This is a genomic window from Actinomyces urinae (genome assembly GCF_900119695.1).
In the GTDB taxonomy this organism is placed as follows: domain Bacteria; phylum Actinomycetota; class Actinomycetes; order Actinomycetales; family Actinomycetaceae; genus Gleimia; species Gleimia urinae.
Window position 1 is genome coordinate 1059888 of the sequence record NZ_LT632547.1, and the last position, 18959, is coordinate 1078846.

Consider the following 18959-nt stretch of genomic DNA (forward strand, 5'->3'; position numbering starts at 1 on the left):
TAAGCACGGACAAAAGTTTTGAAGGAGAGCAAACCGGGCGGAATCGCCCGTTTATGAGGCCGCAACCACGTCCTCCACCAGCGCCTTCGCGGCGTCCACAAAATCCAGCACATCCATGCGAAGGGAGAAACCGCGCCGGCCTCCAGACACAACAATTGAGTCTTGATTCAGACAGCTTTGGTCAATGATGACGGGCGCCTGCTGCTTTTGCCCAAATGGAGAAATCCCGCCCACAACATAGCCCGTGCGGCGCTGCGCCACTTCGGGCGGAAGCATCTGCGCCTTCTTAGCGCCAGCCGCTCGCGCCACTTTCTTGAGAGACATGCGGTGATCCACCGGCACAACCACGCACACGATCTCACCGTCAGCGCCAACGAGGAGGGTCTTGAACACCTCCGCAGGATCGAAACCAAGCTTTTGTGCCGCCTCAACGCCGAACCCGTGGTCGAACTCGCTGGAATGCTCGTAGGTTAGTTGCGAGAACGGGACTCCTGCCTCCAACAAGTACGCGACCGCTGGAGTAGAAACCGACTGATCCACCACGCCCCCCATCCTGAACGCCCAAATGTTGCCTATCTGACAGGCGTCACACTCATGCTAACTCGACTAATGCGCCCGTCATTCGGTAGACTATCGAAGCGTTACCGCGCTCACGCGTGGAAACCCACAGGAGGATTCGCATAGTGGCCTAGTGCGCTCGCTTGGAAAGCGGGTTGGGTGCAAGCCCTCGGGGGTTCGAATCCCCCATCCTCCGCAAACGGCCTCGCGCAACACGGCGCGAGGCCTTATTTCATGCGGGAAACATTTTGGAAATACAGAGGATTTACGGGTTACCGAAGTTACCCATAACCACAGGAAAGTAAGAAAATAACTAACACTTTAAATATATAAAACTTATAAATTCTCACTTTAAACTTACAAATTTATAAGTTTAAAGTTATAAAGTGGATTCATGGCTTGGAACTTGGAAACGCTTACCCGCACGGTTGATTATCTTCGCGCATTTGGTAGCGACACAACGCTGATCGAATGCAAGCGTGCCGCAGGTGGGACACCGAAACTAGGCCCAACGTTGTGCGCTTTTGCGAACATGCCGGAAGGTGGGACTATCCTGCTTGGCGTGGACGAGCAGGCCGGGTTCGAGATCACAGGCGTCAGCAATCCAGCGAAACTTGAAAAGGCAGTTGCGTCGCAGAATCGCAACAGTGTCAGCCCGGCTCCCGCGTTAGAGTTTGAGCGCATTCAAGTGGAGGATCGAGTGGTTGTTACAGTCACTGTTAAGCCGCTACTGCCTTCACAAAAACCTGCTACTCACAACGGGGTTGCCTATTTGCGACAGGCTGATGGCGACTATCAGATGAACAGTAACGATCTGCGCATGATTCAGATTGCCGCCCTCACCGGCACTGAGCGTGAGCAGTTTGATATGCAAATTATTCCCGGAACCAGCACTGAAGAACTTGATCCACAGCTTGTGAAAACTTTTCTCACAAACGTTCGTAAGCGAAGTAGCCGACTACGGAAAACAGAAGATGACAAGCACCTTCTACAACTGGTCAATGTGCTGGACAGCGAGGGAAACCTGCGCCTGGCTGGAATGTATGCTCTTGGCATTTTCCCGCAAGGAACCCATCCCTCGTTGGGAGCGACCGCAGCTGTGCGACTTTCCCGAACGAGTTCTGGACAGAGAACGCAAAGCCTTGTTGACTTGGAGGGGCCTCTACCTGATCTTGTAAGTGAGGCTCTGGAATGGATCGTGCTAAACACGCGCACAACCCAGAGATACAAGGTTGATGGGCAAATGGAAGACATGCCTGAGTTTCCGCCTGCCGCTGTTCGCGAAATCGTGGCAAACGCTTTTGTTCACCGAGATTTGGGGCCTTCTTTGGATGTGGGGAAGAGGGTGGAAATCCGGGTTACAGATTCGGCTTTGACTATTGAGAATCCAGGAGGGTTAAGAGGACTTTCGGTCGAGCAACTTAGTAGCCCGGAGCTGGCAAAGGCTGCGGTGAATCAGCGATTGTACGAGATCGCTAAGAACCTCCACACAGCCGATGGTAGCCGCGTGATTGAGGGCGAAGGAGGCGGAATCCGTGAAGTACTTGCCTCCATGCAAGATGCTCGCCTGCGCCCTCCGCAGTTCATCGACACTGGCACGAAGTTCAAGGTGATTTTCTTCAGGGGAAGTCGTTTCACGTCCGAGGACGAGGCATGGCTGGAGTCTCTTGGGGTGAAGTTAGAACCCCCGCAAGAAGACCTGTTAGTAGCTCTGAAGCGCGGCGAGACATATTCGGTATCGCGGTTGCAAAAGCTCTATAACACCCGCTCTGCCACCTATATTGAGCAGCTAGTTGAACGACTGGTAGAACAAGGCGTTGTGCGCCACGAGGGATATGAATTAGTGCTTGCATCCGAACCGGCAAAGAACAGAAACGAAAATCTACCTTCTTCTGAGGACATGTCTAAACCACAGGTCAGCTCAAATCCGTTTGATGGGCTTAGCGTTAACACCACGAACATTTTTGACCTTTTAAATCGGGGAGAAAGCGCGACTGTTAAAGAGATTGCCAACGACGTTGGGCTCGAGATTCATCAGGTTAGATACGCTTTGCAACCACTTCTTGAAAGAGGTCTCGTTGTGATGCAAGGCGGCCAGGGAGTGCGGAAAACGAGCTATCACGTAAACCCGAATGTCGCCGGTTGAGCGGACGGACGTCAAACATACAAAAGTTGCACTCAAAATACGCAAAACTTATAAATTCTGAGTTTAAACTTACAACCCGCGAGGTGTAAACTTAGAGTTTTATAAGTTTAAACTTACAAATTTGTAAGTTTAGTGTAAGTTTGTTTCTCACTTTTAAGCTTGGTGTGTAAGTTTGCAAGGGCGCGTCGGCCAACTCGACGTCTTCTACAACAACCTCGTTGGACCGGAGTCCTCAACCGCTCAGCGAGGCGAAAAGCTCTAGCCGGGACGCGTTTTCCAGCTTCCCACTTAACTTCCCACTCAACATAACACTTTGGGAAGTTGAGTGGGGAGCTTGTGGGAAGTTCCCGAAACGGCGCGCGAAGGCCGAAATGGCGCGGTTTTAGCACGTCTGCCACGAGTTAGCAGGAAAGCTCAGTAATAGTCGATATGAGAGAGAAGACCATTCCAGAGCGAGGACGCGCCTGGCTTACTCCGCTTCCAAATTATTGTCCGGTGCCCCGGCTAATATTGCGTTAGACACTTAGGGAGGCAATGTGGCTACCGCACTTTCACTCGATGAGATCCGCAGGCGCTGCACGAAGGTTGTGGCAGATTGGGCTGACGAGCCCGGCGATGAGCGTCAGCAGGCGCAGTCGTTCATCAGGGACCTGCTTGGAGCGTTCGGGATCACGCAGACCAAGGCGGCTTTGTACGAGAAGCGCGCGAAGCGGACCTCAACTGGCAGACGCGGTTACATTGATGCGTTGATTCCCGGCCTAGCTCTTATTGAGATGAAATCCGCAGGGAGGGATCTTGAGGCTGCTGAAGCTCAAGCTCTGGACTACATGGAAGACCTGGGCGATATCGAACGCCCCAGCCGCGTTATTACTTCCGACTTCAAAACGATCCGAATTCTTGATATCGAAGCCGAGGACGGGGCCGACACTGTTCAATTTCCGCTAGAGGAACTGCCTTTGCACGCGGAAGACCTGGCGTTCCTCGCCGGCTTCCAAACCCGCGCTTTTGGCTCAGTAGAGCAAGAAAAAGCATCCATTCGGGCCGCGCAAATCATGGGGCGCCTATATTCAGAGCTTGAGAAAACCGGATACTCCGAGCATGAATCCTCCGTGTTCCTAGTTCGCTTACTGTTTGCTCTTTACGGTGACGATTCAGGCATGTGGGAACGCGACCTGTTTTACGAATTCTTAGAGAAGCGAACACGCGAGGACGGCACAGACCTCGGTGCACAGCTGGTAATGCTGTTCCAGATTATGAATCAGCCGGAGGCCGTCAGACCCGCAAACATGGATTCGCTACTTTCTCGATTCCCGTACGTAAATGGCGGAATTTTTGGAGAATCCACATCCATTCCGTACTTCGATTCAACAATGCGAGAGCTTTTGATCGAAGCCTGCATGTTCAACTGGTCAGAGATCAGCCCCGCAATTTTCGGCTCACTATTCCAATCCGTGAAAAGCGCGAAAGCCAGGCGGCAACTGGGTGAACATTACACAACTGAGATCAACATTCTTAAGACCATTGAGCCCCTGTTCCTTGACGAACTCCGCACGGAATTCAAGACCTACTACCACGACGTAAAACGACTTGAAAAACTGCGCAACGAAATCGGCCAGCTACAAATCATGGACCCCGCGTGCGGTTGTGGAAACTTCCTGGTGGTTGCATACCGTGAGCTACGCCAGCTTGACCTTGAAATTCTGAAACGCCTTGAAGAACTAGACCCAAGTGCCGGCGGAACCCTCTTCTTTGAGCGCGAAAACCTGAACGTCAAACTGGAAAACTTTGCGGGCATAGAAATTGAGGAATGGCCTGCCCGCATTGCGCAAACCGCTTTGTACCTGGTGGATCACCAAGCGAACCAGAAACTCGCAATGTCGCTGGGCGCTCCCCCAAAAACCCTGCCGCTCGACAAAGTTGAATGCATTCACGTGGGCAACGCCCTACGCACCCATTGGGAGCAAATATTCCCACCTTCAGATCACGTGCGCATTGTCGGAAACCCTCCTTTTATTGGCCAGTACCTGCAAGGTGTAGACCAAACCGAAGACATGAAACTGGTGTGGGGTGACCTGTACGACGGTTACCTTGACTACGTTACCGGCTGGTATAAAAAGGCGGCAGACTACTTCCGGTTCGTCAACAACGGCCAGTTCGCTTTCGTATCAACGAACTCGATCACGCAAGGCCAACCTGTGCCCTCCCTGTTTGGCCCGCTGTTTAGCAATGGTTGGCGCATAAAGTTCGCACACCAAACCTTCTCATGGACATCCGAAGCTGCCGATGCCGCAGCTGTTCACTGCGTAATCATTGGCATGGACAAGAAACGCCGCGGAAGCGCAACCCTCTACACCTACACAGACATTAAAGGCGAACCCACCGCGGTTCCCGCCAAAAACATCAACGCTTACTTGGTGGACGCACCCAACCTATTTGTGAAGAAACGTACGAATCCCATCTCAAAATCGATGTCCAGAATAACGAGAGGAACCCAACCAACTGAAGGTGGAAATCTCATTGTCGATACTGCCGCATACCCGGAAATTAACGCCGACCCGATTGCGGCGAAATATTTGCGGAAGTTTGTAGGTGCTCGCGAGCTGCTCCATGGTGAAGACCGTTGGTGCTTGTGGCTCGAAGATGCTTCACCCGACGAGATCGCGAAGTCTTCCGTACTTAGAACACGAGTGGAAGCTAACCGTGTATGGAGGAGCCAGCAAAAGCCCAGCGGCGATGCGTACAAGCTAAAAGATATTCCTCATCTGTTCAGGCCAAACAAAGGTAGGCCTACAGTTCCGTACCTATGCATCCCTTCCGTTGTTTCTGAAACCCGAAAGTTCTTTACTGCTGCACGACTAGACGCGGAAACCATCTCGTCGAATCTAGTCTTTAACGCGGAAGATCCCGACGGCTACCTCTTCGGAATAATTTCTTCATCCATGTTCATCACCTGGCAGAAGGCAATCGGGGGCAGGCTCAAGTCGGACCTTCGCTTCTCAAACACCGTGGTGTGGAATAACTTCCCGCTACCGGAAGTCTCTGAAAAGCTCCGCGCTGAAATTATCGCCGGTGGCCAAGCCGTCCTCGACGCACGGAACCTACACCCCGAACGCTGCCTAGCAGACCACTATAACCCACTCGCAATGAGCCCTCAGCTCCTCGCCGCACACCGAAAACTCGACAAAGCAGTAGACCGAGCCTTCCGCCAAAAACCATTCAACTCAAACGAAGAACGCCTCGAAACCCTACTCAAGTCATACCTCAAAATGACAGAAAGCGACGCACTCATCAAAACCAAACGCCACCGCTAACCCCAGACACTCGGACAGCTTCGAGCCAATTACTTCATGAAAGGAGGGCGACTGTCTTGTATGGCAACGATGATGACTACACCTACCATTTCAAGGACCAAATCAGCCAAGATCAGATAGAGCCAATACTTCGCGACCTTGAGTGGGTCATAAAGCCCTCTGCATTTCCTAACTACGTGAGCGAGATTTATGTTGTTGGTTCTCACAACATAGATGACGTCCTAACACGCTTACGAAGAGCAGGTTTGGAGCCTGTTCCGGAAACCATTGCTGAGGAACCCTGGGTATATCGTCCGGATGAAGAAACTATTGAAGAGTACGTGGCTAGATGCGGCTTGTAATCTAACCGACTAACCAAGTTCGCCCACCCCAACAAGGAAACAAGCAGCAGAATTTAGCTATTTGCGCAGGTAAATCTCTTCAAGATCAGCAAAGTCTTCATCTAGGTAGTCTCCAGGTTGACCGACCTGTTTAAACAGTTCGTATAGGTAGTCTGGCAACTTCACATCATGGTTGATGAGAATAGCTGACGCTGATGCCAAAGCCGCATAAGCATCATGTTCAAATATGTACCAGAGCTCTTCAATATCTGGTTCGTCATCATCATGAACCTGATCGGCAATGGGGAACAATCCCTTAGCTAACTGCTCAAATAGATCGCACATAATCTCATTTTGCTTCTGTCATTGGGAACGCTCACGTTATTCGTGTCTTTGTCGTATGCGTCATTTTGTTGGTTCTTATTTGGCCAGAGGTTTCGAACACTCATCGAGGTGAAAGCTCTAGCCGGGAAGCGTTTTCCAGCTTCCCACTTAACACACCGTTTTGGGAAACTGAGCGGGAAGCATGTCGGATGTTCTCCAGGGGGTGAGAAGCCTGAATAGCACGGTTTTAGCGCGTCTACTACGAGTCAGCAGGCAAGCACAACGTTAACAGTCGATATGAGCGAAAAGGTAGTTTCAGAGCGAGGACGCACCTGGCTCGCTCCACTTCCAAATTATTGGCCGTAGCCCCGGCTAATATTGTGTTAGACAATTAGGGAGGCGATGTGGCCACCACACTTTCACTCGATGAGATCCGCAGGCGCTGTAAAAAGTATGCGAAACTGCGCGACAAAATCGGACAACTCCAAATCATGGAAACTTTCATGCCACGCCGGATACAAACGCGCGCTAACTACGTTTTAGCCGCTTGATTGGTTCAACCAGCGTCGGTTGGAACCGAATGAGGTGAGATATAGCAATGAAGCCTTGCAACGTAGATGGGTGTAGCCGTCCTGGAGCGTTTGTCACGAGAACCAAACCGACGTGGTGCCTCGTTCATCTTCGCGAAATCTATGGTGAAGGCGGCCTGATCCTGCTCGAGGATTTCACGAAGTCATCTGCCTACTTACTTACTAGGTGTATACAATGTGGGTTCGAAGCGCACTACCGCTTTGACTACGTACTTGATCGGCTTGATGATGGCGAGGCAGTTTGCCGAGCGTGTTACTGGCGTGCTTGGGCAAAGAGTGCACGTGCCCTGTCCGGTATCACCGATGACCCGGTGAGTATTTCCGCTATCCGGAAGAAGGCTGAAGAGAATGGGTACACCTATCTTGGTCCTCTAACGAACCCCAGTTTGGCAGACGATCCGCACGCCACTCGCTGCAACTTTTGTGGGCGGATCGCAGCACTGCGAAGCGAAGATATTGGTTGGGGTTGCCCCTGCCGACGTAACCCCAAAACAGCTACGGCAGGGACTAAGAAAGCCCGAGGCGCAAACCTGTTGAAGAACTCAGACAATCGAGCAGTTAGCTGGTGGGATCATCAACGCAACGAAGAATCATTGTGGAACACTGCGAAACTAAAAGGGCGGCAGGAAGCATGGTGGATCTGCCCTGAAGGGCACTCATTTCAGGCTCGCATCCTTGACGTTACAAACAAGAACTTCTCCTGTCCCCAGTGCGCCTCGCTTCGGCAAGCTGCTCAGGAAAGAGAGATTGCCGCGCTCACTGGAAAGACTATCGCGGACGTGCCTGTACTTTTATCGGCATGGGATGATGATACCCCGCCGGATACGGTGCCAGTAATCCAGAACCACTGGGGTCCCGGCTATAAATTTCGATGCCCGGCGGGGCACCGCAACACCCGGGACCCGCGCAGCTACTTCTTCGGCGGCTGTTCTGCGTGCAAGGCGATTGAGACGCGCAAAGCTAACGCGAAAGCTGCGGATGCAGATCCATCGTCAAGCCGTTTGACGCCCGAAATCAGCAGTCAATGGCACCCGACGAGAAACGGCAACCTTCGACTCGCAGAAATTTCGCCGGAGTCTCGTCGTACAGTCTGGTGGCAAGACCCTGTGTGCGGTCACGAGTTTCAAGCCACGCCACGTGAACGCGACAAGTACGACAGATGGCGGTGCCCTATCTGTCGTACGATCCTTGACTCACTGGCATATCACTATCCGGAGCTGGCCGAGGAATGGTCCCCGGAGAATCAATTATCTCCATGGATGATTCGACCAAACACAACGCAATTAGAAGTAGTCCCACTTTGGGTTTGCAGGAACGAAGCAAGCCATGTCTGGCGTGCTATGCCAAGCGCACGAGTAAACGGGTCACGATGCCCGGAATGTCTCGAAAACGGAAAATCACAAATCGAGCTTGAATACTATTCGTCGGCGCTAGCGCACTGGGGAAATGCTAAATCGGGGCCGCGAATCCATTCAAAGAACTTCAAAACGCACTCATCTTGGACCGTTGACATTTTGGTCAGCCTTCCTTCAGGCAAACGCCTCATCATCGAATATGACGGCTGCTACTGGCACCGAGACAAGGCCGACATCGACCACAACAAGAGCATGGATCTGCTAGCTGAGAGATTCATACTCGTTCGTCTAAGAGAAGCACCACTGTCGTCATTGAAGATCTCGCATCCGAACTACTACGAAGTGACCGTCTACACGACCGCCCAGGATCCAGATAGTGACGTGGCACGGATTGCTGATCTAGTCAGGGAATGAGCGAATTAGTCTGGGACCGCCCAGCTCGAAACACAAAGTAGGTCGCCCTCTCAGTGACCTCTGTGCGGTTGAGGAGGGTGTACCAGCGGAATGGGCCGTGTTGCCCTGCATGCCGCTGAGGGTGGCGGCATGCAGGGCAAAGGGGGTGTTCACGGGGTGACCTCCTGAAAATCGTGGTTGAAGTATTTGATTGGCAGTTCAAGATCGTGAGCCCAGTCGTCTCAAGGTGGTAGTGAGTGACGATTCCCTTGCAGTGACGCGCCAGTTCATCTTTCGTATTGGCGCAGCGGAGGGCGGTAGCCACGTCCTTGCCACACAACAGGATCTATCCGCCCGAGGTGAGGGTTCGGATCGTGTCGAACTCGTGGTAGGTGAACGCAAGTAGCGCGGTAGCCATGATCGGCTCCTTGTCTGAGAGTCGGGTAGACAATCGCGGGCGTGGGATGCGCCATGCTCTCACCTGGCAGTCACGGCAGGCACGGAAACTGGACACGGTGTGAGGAATGCTCTCGCCCGTACGTCCCCGAGGCCCGGCGAATCCGGGCGGGTCAGAGGGCACACTGGTGTGTGAATGTACCGATGGCTCCGTGCCCCGTGCTATTGCTTCGGCGCCATCAACCGGGTAGCCTTGTAACCAACATGACCGGTTCCGCTGCCCGCCTCGGTGGGAGTCCAGGGCCGGTCTTCGTTTTTCGTATCAAACAGGGGTGCGCGTGGAGCAGGTGAAGCAGTTCAAGACCTACGGTGAACAGGTCGAATTGCTTCGTCAGCGTGGGATGCGAGTGAATGATCCCCAGCATGCTGAGACGTTGCTGGCGCGATTGAACTACTACCGCTTGTCCGGATACTGGTACCCGATGCGTCGTTTCTCCCAAGGCAACGGCACTGCCCGAGATGAATTCGTTGAGGGAGCATCGTTTGACCTGGTGGTAGCCCTCTATGGGTTTGATGAACAATTGCGCCACAGCGTGTTCATCGAGCTTGATCGCGTGGAGTTGGCTATTCGAACCAAGCTCGGTCACGAACTGGGTCGCCTTGACCCGCTGATCTATTTGGATCCCCAGCGTTTGAGTGCCCGGGCACGGCAGCGAAACAAAGACGGGCGTAGCGTGCACGAGGTGTGGTTGAGAAAGTACCAGTCGGCATTGAAAGCGTCGAAGGAGGACTTCGTCGCCCACCACAAATCCAAATATGGCGGGACTCTACCCATCTGGGCAGCTGTCGAAATCATGGATTGGGGGATGCTGTCGTACCTGTACGGCATGTCACCCAATATCGTGCGCAAACGGATTGCCGAGCCCTGCGGCCTAACCGGTCCTCAGCTTGAATCATGGATGAAATCCTTGAATATTCTGCGTAATTATGCAGCTCATCATGCAAGAATGTTCAACCGTGTTTACGACATCAAACCGAAGCTGAACAATGACGTCAGGCTGGCTCCGGTAGCTAGAGGGATGAATCGCGTGTTCGGGCAGCTCTCCCTTATCCAATACTTGCACCGCCAACTGGACTTGTCTCCAGCCGACCGACTACCGAAGCTGTTCGACACTTACCCGCACAATCCCATCGTGCCGTTTTCTCGCATAGGCGCACCTGACAACTGGCGCGAGTTGCCTCTTTGGCGCGTCTAATCCTTGCGGTAGTAGTCGCATTCGTAGCCATCGCCACGAATTGGGTTCCCTTATCTAGTTCAGCTCCAGGACTTGGGAAAAGCGTTGCGCTAAGTCTTCAAGATAGTCGCGGCGTTTAAGAGGCGCTAACCACTGCGGCGGTATCGCGTTCACCTTGGTACAAGCCGCTCCAGCGATTGCCGCGTAAGTATCAGTATCGAAGCCAAAGCTCACTGCAATCTGCATCGCCTCACGGTACGTATCGGCATGAAGGAGAGAATAAAAGACAATTTCCAAAGTATCGACCACGTAGCCAGTCGCATTGAAATCACTTGGCGTAAGCCCGATTAGCTCTGCACTCAAGATCCGCCTATGTGCCGCCAAAGCTGTCTGCCACTCTTGGTCACCCGGCAACCAGTCCTGGTAAGGAAGATCGACAGCCGCTCGATACGCCTGCTCTACATCGTCTCCGCGAAGAATTGCGCCAAGAAACTCACCATAGATGATGCAGGAAAGCTGAGAAATAGCATGACCATGAGTAACACGAGAAGCCTTACTAATGGTCTCCCACCTCTCTTCACGGCCAGCTTGCTTCGCTAACAGGTAGAGCACCACAGGGAAGATACGCATAAGCGCGCCATTGCCATTATCGCGCTCACGAGTTCCACCACATTCAAGCGCCGGCACACCATTCTCAAAGCGACCAATCGCCATACCAACAGTGCCGCCTAGACCGAAAGAATGATCGAGCGCGCTATATTCTCCTTTTTCCCACCACGCCACAAACTGATTCATCAGGTCAGTAAAATCCAGTTCGCCACCAGTGCGGATAATGGATTCCATCGTAGCCACGGCCATTGAAGTATCGTCACTCCAGGCTCCGGCAGGAATTTTCTGCCCCCAATGGGAGTTAACCGGAATATCATCACCAGAACCACGCATCGCGTCCAATGAATACTGCGCTATTTCATCTGCCAAGAGGAACTCGAAAGGAACTCCGAAAGCATCACCAGTAGCAGCCCCCAGCAGCATCGCTTCGACCTGAGCTGCAGAGAGTTCATTTCGTTTGTCTAACTCGCCCATGACTGCCTCATCCTAGTTGTCATTAAGACCCTGCTACCGAGCTAAAAGCACGCGCTTCCAATACGGTTCGCGTTTGATAACGTCTTCCAATTTAGTTTCGTGTCGAAAACTCGACGATCGAGTACCGGAAATTATCGACGAGGTATAGCTCCCCTTCTTGGGCTTTGCGTAGCTCCAGCTTACGATACCCACCCGCGAGGTTACGTGAGCCAGCGTATGAGACCCAGCGTTGCCACAACCCACGAGCATTGCCGGATGCGGAACCAATATAAGGTTTCCCGGTGTGTCGAATTCAAGGTGCAAAAGCCAACGGGTGGAAACAAGCTGTCAACCAACTAGTTTATTTGGCTCCCAAGAAGAGAAGCGTAAGTGGGGTTGTTTTTGAGCTGCTCGTGGGCCCCGTCAGCAACAATGCGCCCATCCTCAAGAACAATAATGTGGTCAGCAATCCGGATAGAAGCAAGCCGGTGAGCAATAACAACCGTCGTGCGATCAGCCCGCGCGCGGCGAATGTTCTTAGCAATAGACGTTTCAAGGAACGGATCGATATTAGCTAACGGCTCGTCAAGGATGAGCATATCCGGGTTGCGCAAGAATGCACGCGCAATCCCAACGCGCTGGCGCTCCCCTCCAGAAAGCGTGGTTCCTCTATCACCCACCCTCGCGTCAAGCCCGCCAAGCGAAGTCACCAACTCGCTAATGTCCGCATCAGCAAGAGCCCGCCAAATATCCTCATCAGAAGCATTAGGGTTCGCCAAAATAAGATTATCGCGCACAGTTCCAGCAAAAATATGACAGTCCTGAGGCACCAGGGCCAGTCTGTCTCGGTAGCGGTTCGGCTCATAGCCACGCAAATTCTTCCCATCGAAACGCAGCTGCCCCGACCGCGGATCCAAATAGCGCATAGCGAGATTAGCCAAAGTAGTTTTACCCGCCCCAGACTTACCAACTATCGCCACAGAACGTTGCGGAGTAGCAGTAAGGCTGACTTTGTTGATAACCGGAAGCTCCAGCTGGTAGGCAAACACCGCGTTATCAACAACAAGACAGTTCTCCTCCCCGTCATAGGCGGTGTGGTGAGGTTCAGGTACAGCAGGAATCGGGTCTTTCACGTGAAGAATCGTATTGATCCGGTGTGCACAGGCACCGATCTCTCCAACGCGTCCAAGCATTCCCACCAACGTGGTGGCCGGCGTGGGTACAAGCCCCGCCAAAACCACAGCAACGGGAAGTATCGCCGCATCCAAACTGCCGTCAAGCACACGTCCAGTGAGGATAATTAACAAAATGGTAGATCCGATCGTGGTAACGATCATCGCGAACGCTGACTCCCACGCTTGCCGCATGGTTTGCGCATTTTTTGTGGCCTGCACTTGACGTGTCAAGTCAAGAATAAGCTGATTTTGTTTCTCAACCATTCCGAGGGAACGCAACTCGCGTTGCCCCTGAATGGAGTCCAACACCGCAACCCGCAACCCGGCTAGCTGACTACGCATCTGTGTGCCCTGCATACGCTGAATGGGCATGAGAATGAAGGGGAATACGATCATAGCGATAGTGGGAACTAGCATGATCAGCCCCAGCGGCCCCACAAAGCTAACAAGAACACCAGTGAACACTACTGGCGAGAACACCGCGCAGATTGCGGTAGACGCAGTGTGCGCATAAAACCACTCAAGCTGTTCCGCATCATTCATGGCCGCTGACGCCACATCGCCAGTGCGTTTCCCGTGGAGCCCGAGTGGTGCGATTCGTTCGATAGCCCCATAGATGTGCACTCGCAAAGTGTGCAAAATTCGATAGGCAACTTCGTGCGACCACCACACTTCAAACAGGGTACTGACCGCATGAACCACCACCAAAGTGAACAGCAAAGTCACCAGCGGCGTGAGGTCATGAGCCGGGTCAAGAATGAACCGGGTTGAAACCCACACGGACGTAACCGACACACCCACAACACTGATTTGCGCCAAAGCGGTAACGATCGTGGAGGAAACGAAAAGGGGAACACATTCGCGTAGCCGTTTCATCAGCGCAGTGAAGTCGTTAAACGTAGAAAACATGGCGGATCAGGCTCCTAACTGTGCGTCGATAAGCTGTGACCACGCGTTGTCTTCACCAGCTAGAATCTGCGGCGCACCAGCGCAGAGCACGCGGCCATCTCCCATCACCACAACGTGATCTGTTTGCCCAGCAGCATCCGTGCGGTGGGTGACCAGAATAAGCGTGAGATCCGGATAAGCACGGCGAATATTGGAAAGCACAGCGGTTTCCGTCTGGGTATCTAACGCTGACGTAGATTCATCGAGGATCAGCAGTGGACACTGGCGAATCAGAGCACGCGCAATCGCTAACCGCTGTTTCTGCCCGCCAGAAAGATTGTGGGCATGCTCCTCAATCACCAGGTCAAGCACACTGTCATTTCCTGCTTGACCGCTGACATCCTGGTGCAAATCGTTAGCGCAGGCCAAAGTTAAGGCGTTCATCATTGCCTCGTCATCCGCTTTCGGGTTAGCTTCAGCCAATATGGATCTGATAGTTCCAGGGAAAATAATGGGATCTTGCGGAACCAGGGTAGCTACCTGCGCAATGTTCAGTTGGTCTGCTGGCACGCCACCAACCGTGATCGTTCCACTATTGGGATGGTCAAAACCCATCAGTAGCCCTAATGCTGTGGATTTACCTGACCCGGACAGGCCAACCAGAGCAGTTGTCTTCCCTGGCAGCGCGTCGAACGTAACGTTTGAAAGCGCGGGCTTCGTCGCACCCAAATACGTGTAGCTGGTATCAATGAAGGACACCCCGGTGCCATCATGGTGACGTTCAACCGTTGCGGAGGGTTTAGCTTGGACACCCTCTTGATCGAATAGTTCACTCATTGCTGGCAGAGCAGAAATCCCGAAGAATGCCTCATGCCAACACGTTGACAATGCAGTGAATGGGCGAAACAGCTCAATCGATAACAAAGTGATGATGAACAAGTGGTTCATCGGCATATCGCCGGCCCGTATCAAGCTGATAGCAATAACCAGGCCAAGAGCAGGACCAAGCACCTTCATCATGCTGGACAGGCCGGTTTCCCCCAGCGAAAGGCGAAGCTGGCCCATTGTTGTTGACAACAATTGGCGTGATTGCTTAGCTAGTTTCTCACCGTGATTTTGGGCGGCCCCAAACGATTTCAGCGTTGCCATTCCCATCATGGCGTCAACAAAGTCCGCGTTGAGATCCTCATACGCGATCCAGTGGGACTGTCCCCGATCGGAAAGGGCTTTGTCCCATAGCCGTGGGATAGCGATAATAGCGACGCCGCAGATCAATAGCGCTCCCGCAATCAATGGGCTGATTGCTCCGATAGCTATCGTCAACCCTGTAGCGGTAATAACAGTGACCGCCAGCTGGGTGAAGTATTTAACGAAGTAGGGCTCCACTGCCTCGACCCCATCAGTCACAACCGACTGGATTTGCCCAGAACGGCAAAACCCCGCCCGCATGGGACCGCGAGCGTCGATTTGTTCAAGGAGGGCACGGCGCAACCGGCTTTTCACCACCAGTCCGGCACGGTTTTGTAACAGTTGCCCGCCCACCTGCACTAGTGGGCGAACCAAAAGCAAGATGACGATAGTTACGATCAGGCCCATCACTGTAGGCATGTGGCGGGTAGTGAGTAGTTCATTAAACAGGATCGCGTTACATACCGCAGTGGCGATGAACAAGCCAGAGACGAGGACGCCCACTAAAACGGCGGGAGTCAACATCCTCACGGATAGCCCGGCTGCGCGCATCACTAAACGCTGCTTCATGAACATGGTTATCCACCTTCGCGTGTCTGAAGAAAGCAGGACTAGCCACAAAACTAACCTTAGGTTAGGCTTACCTAAGTGCAGTTTGGCATGTTTCTCTCAGCATGACAAGAGCGCACAGCTTTATCACACCAGCCAGGAGGGCTTGTGAACCCGCAGATTTTGCAGCGCAATGAGGTATGCGCGGGCAATGCCCAGCTTCTAGAACAGATCCGCTTATCTGAGGGAAATCTGCTCCACGTCAGTGGCGGAACTGCTCTGACCACGCAAATCCATGGGGGTTATGTTGCGACAGGTAGTGCGAGTATGAAAGGCATGAGCGCACCATGTTAACTAAGCGCTATCAACGCCTTGTCCTAGCCGCCGCGTTATCCATCCTGCTGGTGTGCGCCCTTGTTGTTGCGGTAATCGTAGGAGCCACTGACATCTCCCTATACGCAGCGCTCGAAGGCATCAAAACCACCCTATTACACACGCCCACCAATGACGTTGACACCCAAATCATCGGGCAGGTCCGATTCCCCCGCGCTGTTCTTGGAGCAATAGTTGGTGCCGGCCTTGGCATATGCGGCCTCATAACCCAATCACTTTTGCGCAACCCATTAGGAGACCCCTACATCCTCGGCATCTCGTCGGGTGCATCTGCCGGCGCGGCCGCCGTCATCGTCCTGGGCGCCTCCAGCAGTGTACTATCCGCACTGGGCGTCACCATCGGCGCTTTCCTTGGGGCACTAGCAGCCATCATCCTCGTCACCCTTCTGGCCTCAGCCGGCGGGAAAATCACTCCCACGCGCATCATTTTTGCGGGCATGGCAACCACCTACCTATTTTCAGCGCTGACCAGCCTGATCACACTCATGGCAAAAAACGCTGCCGGAACCAAATCAGTCATGTTCTGGACGCTCGGCTCTCTATCCAATGCCACTTGGGGTGACACCGCACTTGCCACCGCGGTGGTCATTGTCGCCCTCGCCTGCTTCGCAATGTGGGGCAGGAGGGTAGACATACTGAACCTTGGTGACGATACCGCAATCTCACTAGGGACAAGCCCCCGCCTCTACCGCAACCTACTGTTCCTCGTCGTAGCCTTAACCGTTGCCGTCCTCGTGTCCCTCACCGGAGCAATCGGCTTCGTTGGCCTTGTGGTTCCCCACATCACCAAACAACTGGTTGGCTCCACAACGCGGGCCGCACTACCCATCGCCGCCTTGTGCGGCGCACTCCTAGTTGTCATAGCCGACACCTGCACTCGCATCATAATCCGACCCGCCGAAATACCTATTGGCATCCTTACCGCGCTTGTAGGAACTCCGATGCTAATGGCCCTAATCAAAAGATATTCCAAATAGAAAACAGAAAGGAAAACCCGTGATGATGAAGAAACAAATCATCGCCGGCACTCTCGGCGTTATGCTCGCCGCTGGCGCGCTAACCGCCTGCTCAGAAACTGATAATCCCAACACCAACGCTGAAAACGACGCTATTACCATCAACAACTGCGGAGTAGAAACAACCTTCAACACTCACCCGAAGAAAACCGTTTCGATGGGTGTAACCGGCTTGGCTTACCTGTTCGCCGCTGGCGCGCAGGACTCCATCATCGGCCGCGCCAACGAATGGGGCGAAGAACCACCAGCGTGGATTGGCTCAAAAGCAGACAGTATCGACGTGCTTTCCAACGAGTCCATCTCAATGGAAGCGCTGCTGAAACTAGAGCCCGACCTGGCCTACGGTGGCGGGTTCAGCTCTGAAAACTCAAGCCCTGAGGCAGTCGCGGCGAAAGGCATCCCTGCCATCGTTGACGCACCAGAATGCTCCTACTTCTACCCGGATCAACCAGAAAACGAGTCCTTCGACGCGATCTTGGCAGAAGTGACCCAGCTCGGCAAGCTCATGGGCACGTCAGACAAAGCCGACGCCACGGTTGCTGATCTCAAAGCCCAACTTGAGCAAGTCAGAAGCGAAAAAATCGGTAAAGGACGCAAAGTTTCCTACGCCTACTACTACGGGGAAGATCCTGAGCTGTTCAGCTACGGCAACCAGGGCGTGGTGGGAGAAATCAACAAAACCCTCAACCTAGAAACCGCAATTGACCCGAACTACCACCCACACCAAGGCCCCATTGCTCCTGAAGCTTTCGTCAAATCAGACCCCGACGTCGTCATCGTGCTCACCGGCATGGGCGGGGCTACAAAAGAAAGCTCCCTAGAACGCCTTGCGAAAATTCCCGGCTACAACGACATGAAAGCCGTGAAGAATGGCAACATCGTCTACGCCGAATCAGCTGCTGCCTACGCCTCGCCCACGGCAATACACGGCACCCTTGAGCTAGCCAAGCAGTTGAAGGAACTAGGGAAATAAACCGATGAGCGATTCTCCCCTCAAGATAGAAAACGCTAGCGTCCGGTTTGGGAACACCCAAGTCCTTACCAACGTCTCTTTTGAGGTACCTCGAGGACAAATCCTTGGAATTGCCGGGCCTAATGGCTCTGGAAAAACCACCCTCATGAGATCCCTATTCGCTGCGCAAAAACTATCCGAGGGGAGAATCACCATCAACGGTGACCCACTGAGCACACTCAGCCCAGGCCAAGTTGCCAGACGCATCGCGGTCGTTTCACAATTCGAACAAGACATGGACCAAACCCGCGTCATTGACATCGTGCTACTTGGACGAGCACCCCACCGCAAAGACATCCAAGGCTACAACGCCACCGACCATAAAATTGCGCGCGAAGCCCTCGAAGCCGTCGGAATGAGCTATGCCCAAGACCGATACGTTCACACCCTTTCTGGAGGAGAACGCCAACGCGTCCTCATCGCCCGCTCACTCGCTCAACAATGCAAATGCATCCTTCTTGATGAGCCCACTAATCATCTGGACGTCAAATACCAACACCAAATTCTCAGTGTCATCAGGAAAGTCAGCGACACCGCCGTTATTATCCTGCACGACCTCAACCTCGTTGCACGCTACTGCGACAACGCCATCATCCTCAAAAACGGACACCTGCATACCAAGGGCAACCCGGCGGAAATCCTAACGCCGCAACTTATCCGCGAAGTCTACGGCGTCAGCGCCACCGAAGTAAACGATGCGGGCACTAAACAATTCAGCTTCAAGCCATTGCAGGAACCGCTGCACCTCAACCGTTGATAACCTGCAGGCAGGCACTCACTTTCTCCTCACCGAACAGCCGGCAAGCCTCCACCTTTTGTATTCGCCGCGCGGTTTAGTAAACTGGGCGTGATCCCTCGCGTGACGGTATCACCCGAACCTCCCCAGGGCCGGAAGGCAGCAAGGATACGGTAGCTCTGCCGGGTACGTGAGGGATCCTTTATATTCACCAGCGCGGGAGCTCAACCAGACCTCGAGTTCAAGCCCGCCAACGAGTTCAAATCAGCCCACGAGGCGGGCGCGCTTCCGTCCGATAACTATCGGGCTCAA

At 53.3% G+C, this 18959-nt stretch carries 14 protein-coding genes, 1 tRNA gene, 1 other RNA gene and 1 pseudogene; 12 read left to right on the plus strand and 5 right to left on the minus strand.

All coding sequences use genetic code 11. From position 1 onward, the window contains the following. Window positions 1-51 precede the first annotated feature (51 nt). Window positions 52-540 carry a Cys-tRNA(Pro) deacylase gene (gene ybaK, locus BQ7114_RS06180; protein ID WP_230205986.1) on the minus strand — a complete coding sequence of 163 codons (489 nt, stop codon included), beginning with the start codon at window positions 538-540 and terminating at the stop codon, window positions 52-54. Between the two features lie 129 nt (window positions 541-669). On the opposite strand from ybaK, the gene BQ7114_RS06185 reads away from it, so the two are divergent. The 4 genes from BQ7114_RS06185 (at window position 670) to BQ7114_RS06200 (ending at window position 6356) form a co-directional block, all read left to right on the plus strand. Then, window positions 670-754: transfer RNA gene (locus BQ7114_RS06185), tRNA-Ser, on the plus strand. Between the two features lie 198 nt (window positions 755-952). Beyond that, on the plus strand, window positions 953-2704 hold the full coding sequence (locus BQ7114_RS06190; RefSeq protein ID WP_072343300.1) for an ATP-binding protein: 1752 nt from the start codon (window positions 953-955) through the stop codon (window positions 2702-2704). Window positions 2705-3240: 536 nt separating this feature from the next. Continuing rightward, window positions 3241-6015, plus strand: coding sequence for a class I SAM-dependent DNA methyltransferase (locus tag BQ7114_RS06195; protein WP_072343303.1), 2775 nt, complete (start codon window positions 3241-3243; stop codon window positions 6013-6015). Window positions 6016-6071: 56 nt separating this feature from the next. Next, window positions 6072-6356 carry a hypothetical protein gene (locus BQ7114_RS06200; protein ID WP_072343309.1) on the plus strand — a complete coding sequence of 95 codons (285 nt, stop codon included), beginning with the start codon at window positions 6072-6074 and terminating at the stop codon, window positions 6354-6356. 57 nt (window positions 6357-6413) lie between these two features. On the opposite strand, the gene BQ7114_RS06205 is transcribed toward BQ7114_RS06200, so the two are convergent. Further along, complete coding sequence (locus BQ7114_RS06205) at window positions 6414-6680, minus strand: hypothetical protein (protein WP_072343314.1); 267 nt, start codon at window positions 6678-6680, stop codon at window positions 6414-6416. 577 nt (window positions 6681-7257) lie between these two features. Between BQ7114_RS06205 and BQ7114_RS09145 the strand changes: the two are divergent. From BQ7114_RS09145 to BQ7114_RS06220, 4 genes and pseudogenes are all read left to right on the plus strand, one after another. Further along, window positions 7258-8619, plus strand: a pseudogene (locus tag BQ7114_RS09145) (zinc-ribbon domain-containing protein); the annotation flags it as partial. Window positions 8620-8763: 144 nt separating this feature from the next. Further along, window positions 8764-9018 carry a PDDEXK family nuclease gene (locus BQ7114_RS09015; protein WP_040316482.1) on the plus strand — a complete coding sequence of 85 codons (255 nt, stop codon included), beginning with the start codon at window positions 8764-8766 and terminating at the stop codon, window positions 9016-9018. Window positions 9019-9250: 232 nt separating this feature from the next. Beyond that, window positions 9251-9403: a hypothetical protein gene (locus tag BQ7114_RS08935; protein WP_195906726.1), complete on the plus strand. Its 153-nt coding sequence runs from the start codon at window positions 9251-9253 to the stop codon at window positions 9401-9403. A gap of 328 nt (window positions 9404-9731) precedes the next feature. Beyond that, window positions 9732-10649 carry an Abi family protein gene (locus BQ7114_RS06220; RefSeq protein ID WP_070619514.1) on the plus strand — a complete coding sequence of 306 codons (918 nt, stop codon included), beginning with the start codon at window positions 9732-9734 and terminating at the stop codon, window positions 10647-10649. Window positions 10650-10703: 54 nt separating this feature from the next. Here the strand turns inward: BQ7114_RS06220 and BQ7114_RS06225 are convergent, their stop codons facing one another. From BQ7114_RS06225 to BQ7114_RS06235, 3 genes are all read right to left on the minus strand, one after another. Beyond that, window positions 10704-11711 carry an ADP-ribosylglycohydrolase family protein gene (locus tag BQ7114_RS06225; RefSeq protein ID WP_072343317.1) on the minus strand — a complete coding sequence of 336 codons (1008 nt, stop codon included), beginning with the start codon at window positions 11709-11711 and terminating at the stop codon, window positions 10704-10706. 335 nt (window positions 11712-12046) lie between these two features. Continuing rightward, a complete protein-coding gene (locus BQ7114_RS06230) occupies window positions 12047-13774 on the minus strand; it encodes an ABC transporter ATP-binding protein (RefSeq protein WP_072343320.1) in 1728 nt (575 codons plus the stop codon). 6 nt (window positions 13775-13780) lie between these two features. Continuing rightward, window positions 13781-15511 (minus strand): ABC transporter ATP-binding protein/permease, encoded by a 1731-nt coding sequence (locus BQ7114_RS06235; RefSeq protein ID WP_230205987.1) that lies wholly within the window; start codon window positions 15509-15511, stop codon window positions 13781-13783. 326 nt (window positions 15512-15837) lie between these two features. Between BQ7114_RS06235 and BQ7114_RS06245 the strand changes: the two genes are divergently transcribed. From BQ7114_RS06245 to ffs, 4 genes are all read left to right on the plus strand, one after another. Further along, a complete protein-coding gene (locus BQ7114_RS06245; RefSeq protein ID WP_070618606.1) occupies window positions 15838-16860 on the plus strand; it encodes a FecCD family ABC transporter permease in 1023 nt (340 codons plus the stop codon). A 22-nt stretch (window positions 16861-16882) separates the two neighbouring features. Continuing rightward, window positions 16883-17872, plus strand: coding sequence for an ABC transporter substrate-binding protein (locus BQ7114_RS06250; RefSeq protein ID WP_070619517.1), 990 nt, complete (start codon window positions 16883-16885; stop codon window positions 17870-17872). Window positions 17873-17876: 4 nt separating this feature from the next. Further along, the gene (locus BQ7114_RS06255) at window positions 17877-18668 is read left to right on the plus strand and encodes an ABC transporter ATP-binding protein (protein ID WP_070618609.1); all 792 of its coding nucleotides are present in this window, start codon (window positions 17877-17879) and stop codon (window positions 18666-18668) included. An 89-nt stretch (window positions 18669-18757) separates the two neighbouring features. After that, window positions 18758-18853: signal recognition particle sRNA small type (gene ffs / locus BQ7114_RS06260), an RNA gene on the plus strand. The last annotated feature ends 106 nt before the right edge of the window (window positions 18854-18959 follow it).

What these genes read in the sequence shown, in the direction of transcription:
- BQ7114_RS06235 (WP_230205987.1), bottom strand. Translation starts at nt 15,511, where the DNA reads ATGAAGCAGCGTTTAGTGATGCGCGCAGCCGGGCTATCCGTGAGGATG.
- BQ7114_RS06230 (WP_072343320.1), bottom strand. Translation starts at nt 13,774, where the DNA reads ATGTTTTCTACGTTTAACGACTTCACTGCGCTGATGAAACGGCTACGC.
- BQ7114_RS06255 (WP_070618609.1), top strand. Translation starts at nt 17,877, where the DNA reads ATGAGCGATTCTCCCCTCAAGATAGAAAACGCTAGCGTCCGGTTTGGG.
- BQ7114_RS06225 (WP_072343317.1), bottom strand. Translation starts at nt 11,711, where the DNA reads ATGGGCGAGTTAGACAAACGAAATGAACTCTCTGCAGCTCAGGTCGAA.
- BQ7114_RS06245 (WP_070618606.1), top strand. Translation starts at nt 15,838, where the DNA reads ATGTTAACTAAGCGCTATCAACGCCTTGTCCTAGCCGCCGCGTTATCC.
- BQ7114_RS06250 (WP_070619517.1), top strand. Translation starts at nt 16,883, where the DNA reads ATGATGAAGAAACAAATCATCGCCGGCACTCTCGGCGTTATGCTCGCC.
- BQ7114_RS06190 (WP_072343300.1), top strand. Translation starts at nt 953, where the DNA reads ATGGCTTGGAACTTGGAAACGCTTACCCGCACGGTTGATTATCTTCGC.
- BQ7114_RS06205 (WP_072343314.1), bottom strand. Translation starts at nt 6,680, where the DNA reads ATGTGCGATCTATTTGAGCAGTTAGCTAAGGGATTGTTCCCCATTGCC.